This window comes from Microcystis sp. M53598_WE2 (genome assembly GCF_030067735.1).
In the GTDB taxonomy this organism is placed as follows: Bacteria; Cyanobacteriota; Cyanobacteriia; order Cyanobacteriales; family Microcystaceae; genus Microcystis; species Microcystis aeruginosa.
Genome location: NZ_JASJFE010000283.1, coordinates 1 through 3,721 on the forward strand (window position 1 = coordinate 1; position 3,721 = coordinate 3,721).

Below are 3,721 nucleotides of genomic sequence, written 5' to 3' on the forward strand. Positions count from 1 at the left end.
CGAGATCAATTGATTGAATTAAGTCCCGAAGATAAAGAGATTTTTACTGAAAATGCCGCCCAATTAATCAGGGAATTAGAAAATCTTGATCGCTGGATTACTGCGGCTATTAAAACTATCCCCCCTTCCCAAAGGCAATTAGTCACCACTCATGACGCTTTTCAGTATTATGCTCATGCCTACGGGTTAAAAGTTGCAGGAACTTTAATTGGCATTAGTACCGAAGAACAACCTAGCGCCCAAACGGTGAAAAATTTAGCCGATGCTATTAAAAATCTTCAGGTTCCTGCTATCTTTGCCGAGACGACTATTAATCCCACTTTAATTACCACTGTAGCCGAAGAAGCGGGGGTAAAATTAGCACCACAACAATTATATTCTGATTCGATCGGCGCGGTGGGTACTAGAGGGGATAGTTATGTAAAAATGCTCAGGGAAAATACTCGATCGATCGTGGAATCTTTAGGGGGAAAAGTACCCGAATAAAAATAAATAATTGGGGGAAGTGGGGAAGTGGGGTAGTGGGGAATTTGGGTGATGGGGGTGCGTTACTCTAGGATAACACCCCCACGGGGTTTATTTGCCAAATCCTTTACCGCGATTGACAGCAGGTAAAATGAGACAACTGTTAATCTGTTCTTTTAGGGTTTCATGATCGAGATTTTGACCGATAAGAACTAGCTGATTTTTGGGAGTACCTTTCCATTCGTCGTCTTCGAGAGTAAAACGTTTGCCACTGAGGTGAAAAATATGACGTTTAGGACTTTCATCAAACCAGAGAATACCCTTAGCGCGGAAAACGCTTTCTGGTAACTGATTATCGAGGAAATATTGGAACTTCCGAATCGAAAAAGGTTGGTCACTAGCAAAGGAAATAGAAGTAAATCCATCCACCTCTAAATGATTGGAATGGTCGTGATGATCATGATCGTGATCGTGGTCGTGATCATGATCGCAATGGTCGTGATCGTGGTCGTGGTGATCATGGTCGTGGTGTTCTTCCTCTGTGTCGAAATATTTATCCGATTCAAATAGTCCGACGCTGAGAATTAAGGGTAAAGGGACCTGACTTTTGCTAGTACGAATAATTCTCGCTCCTTCCTTCATGTCCCGGATTCTTATTTCTAAAGAATCCACATCCGCTTCATCCACTAGATCGGTTTTATTGAGAACAATAATATCACCGTAGGTGATTTGACTTAAGGCCGCTTGCGAGTTGAATAAATCGAGACTGAAATTGGCACAATCCACCATGGTGACAATGGAATCTAAACGGGTCATTTCGCGTAATTCCGTCCCTAAAAAGGTTAAGGCTACCGGTAAAGGATCGGCTAATCCTGTGGTTTCTACGACTAAATAATCGATTTTTTCGGGACGTTCGAGAATTTTATAAACCGCTTGAATTAAATCCTCGTTAATCGTGCAGCAAATACAGCCATTATTTAATTCTACCATGCTGTCATCACTGCTGATAATCAGTTCGTTATCGATACCGATTTCACCAAATTCATTGACAAGAACAGCAGTTTTTAATCCCTGTTGATTGCTGAGAATATGATTGAGTAGAGTAGTCTTACCACTACCAAGGAACCCAGTAATAATTGTTACCGGTAGCCCTTTTTTTGGCACTGACATCGTGTTAATAGCTTGTGATTCGACGGTTTGCATAATGATTTGGGGGTGAGTATTCTGTCACTAAAAAGCGATTTTTCGGGATGAGATGGCTAGTTTTTCTTGATCAAACAGTCTCCACTCGATCGCCGACTATTTTTATTGTAGATATTTTTGGACCACATCCCATCCTGTTAGGGTAACAAAAAGAAAACCCAGAAACAATAAAAGATTAGTGCCGATGTGGAGAGACCGCGCTAGAGGTGGACGAGTTGTAATGTTCAGGCCGCTAATTGCCGAAACAAAAACCAGAAAAACCACCGATAAACCCGCTATCAGGTGGGAAGAGTGGCCTAAACTGCCATAATGACCGATTGTTCCCACTAATCCGATTCCCAGCAGAATTAAGACCAAAGCAACCATGATCAGGCCGCTGAGGAGATGAAAGGATCTTAACCATTTCGGTCGAGATTGGCCCGCGAGTCGTCGATAACCCATGTTTACCCCCGAAACCGCTAGTAAAAAATAGGCAAAGAGGGTAAATCCCATCGACCAAGCGGCAATTTTCCATAACCAGAGAAAGGAAGGGAGATTCATAGGGGTGGGATTATTATTAGCAAGGAAAGGGACGACCGATCGTGTTAATTTAAGTTTACCGGACAAAAATCAGCAAGTTAGGGCTAATATGTCTCATCTCACCATCGACACGGAAAATAATCAGCGTCAACCCTTTGAGTTACCCGGGGCTAAACCCCATTATAACCCCGATCGACCCGGACAAGTTAATCATATTTTTCTCGATTTAATTATTGATATTCCCCGACAAAGTTTTCAGGGCAGCTGTCAGATTACCCTCACCCCCATTCGTCAGGGAATTAGCAGTTTAACTCTGGACGCGGTGGATTTAAATATTAATTCTGTGTTCATTGAAGGTATCAGTCAACCCTTTGACTATGATCGTTCTCTTCTGACCATTCATCTGCTACAACCCACTACCGATAAACCGATTATCCTGACGATTAACTATCAAGTTAACCAACCACAACGGGGATTATATTTTATCGGACCCGACGAATATTATCCCGACAAACCGATGCAAGTTTGGACCCAGGGAGAAGATGAAGATTCTCGCTTTTGGTTTCCCTGTTTTGATTACCCCGGCCAATTAACTACCTCCGAAATTCGGGTTAAAATTCCCCAACCGTATATCGCTATTTCTAACGGGGAATTAATCTCGGTGGCAACCGTTGGTGAGGACAGAATTTATCACTGGTCACAAAAGCAAATTCATCCTACCTATTTAATGACTCTTGCGGTGGGAGATTTTGCCGAATTATGCGACTCATGGAATGGTGTTCCTGTCACTTATTATGTGGAAAAAGGACGGGAAGAAGAGGGACAAAGAAGTATGGGTAAAACTCCCCGCATGATCGAGTTTTTTAGCCAAAAGTTTGGTTATCCCTATCCCTATCCTAAATACGCGCAAGTTTGTGTAGATGATTTTATCTTTGGTGGGATGGAAAATACTTCCACCACAATTTTAACCGATCGCTGTTTAATTGATCAAAGAGCCAGCATTGATCATACTTGGACAGAAAGCTTAGTTGCCCATGAATTAGCTCATCAATGGTTCGGTGATTTAGTGGTAATTAAACACTGGTCTCACGCTTGGATTAAAGAGGGAATGGCCTCCTATTCTGAGGTTTTATGGACAGAATCGGAATACGGAAAAGCAGCTGCTAGTTATTATTTATTAGGGGAAGCAAGAAGTTATTTAGAAGAAGATACTTCCCGCTATCGTCGTCCGATTGTTACTCATGTTTATCGAGAAGCGATCGAACTTTATGATCGTCATCTCTACGAAAAAGGTGCTTGTGTTTATCACATGATCCGCTCTATTTTAGGGGAAGATTTATTCGGAAAAGCGATTCAGACTTTTGTGCGAGATAATGCCCATAAAACCGTGGAAACTGTGGACTTATTACGGGCGATCGAAAAAGCGACCGGCTACAATTTATTATTCCTCTTTGATCAGTACGTTTATCGCGGTGGTCATCCCGATTATAAGGTGGCCTACAGTTGGGACAATCAGAATAATTTAGCCCAATTA

General features: G+C 42.1%; 4 protein-coding genes. 2 read left to right on the top strand and 2 right to left on the bottom strand.

Annotated elements, in window-relative coordinates; all coding sequences use genetic code 11:
• A partial coding sequence (locus tag PX636_RS06085; RefSeq protein ID WP_288116498.1) for a metal ABC transporter solute-binding protein, Zn/Mn family occupies positions 1-486 on the top strand: 486 nt, incomplete at its 5' end.
• Positions 487-576: 90 nt separating this feature from the next.
• Here the strand turns inward: PX636_RS06085 and PX636_RS06090 are convergent.
• The gene (locus tag PX636_RS06090; protein ID WP_288093406.1) at positions 577-1,668 is read right to left on the bottom strand and encodes a CobW family GTP-binding protein; all 1,092 of its coding nucleotides are present in this window, start codon (positions 1,666-1,668) and stop codon (positions 577-579) included.
• Between the two features lie 102 nt (positions 1,669-1,770).
• Positions 1,771-2,208: a DUF4079 domain-containing protein gene (locus PX636_RS06095; protein ID WP_002743713.1), complete on the bottom strand. Its 438-nt coding sequence runs from the start codon at positions 2,206-2,208 to the stop codon at positions 1,771-1,773.
• A 4-nt stretch (positions 2,209-2,212) separates the two neighbouring features.
• Here PX636_RS06095 and PX636_RS06100 point away from each other — a divergent pair.
• Positions 2,213-3,721, top strand: a 1,509-nt coding sequence (locus PX636_RS06100) for a M1 family metallopeptidase (RefSeq protein WP_288116499.1), incomplete at its 3' end; no start/stop codon positions are given.

Coding starts and splice junctions, on each gene's coding strand:
- PX636_RS06095 (WP_002743713.1), bottom strand. CDS start 2,208: ATGAATCTCCCTTCCTTTCTCTGGTTATGGAAAATTGCCGCTTGGTCG.
- PX636_RS06090 (WP_288093406.1), bottom strand. CDS start 1,668: ATGCAAACCGTCGAATCACAAGCTATTAACACGATGTCAGTGCCAAAA.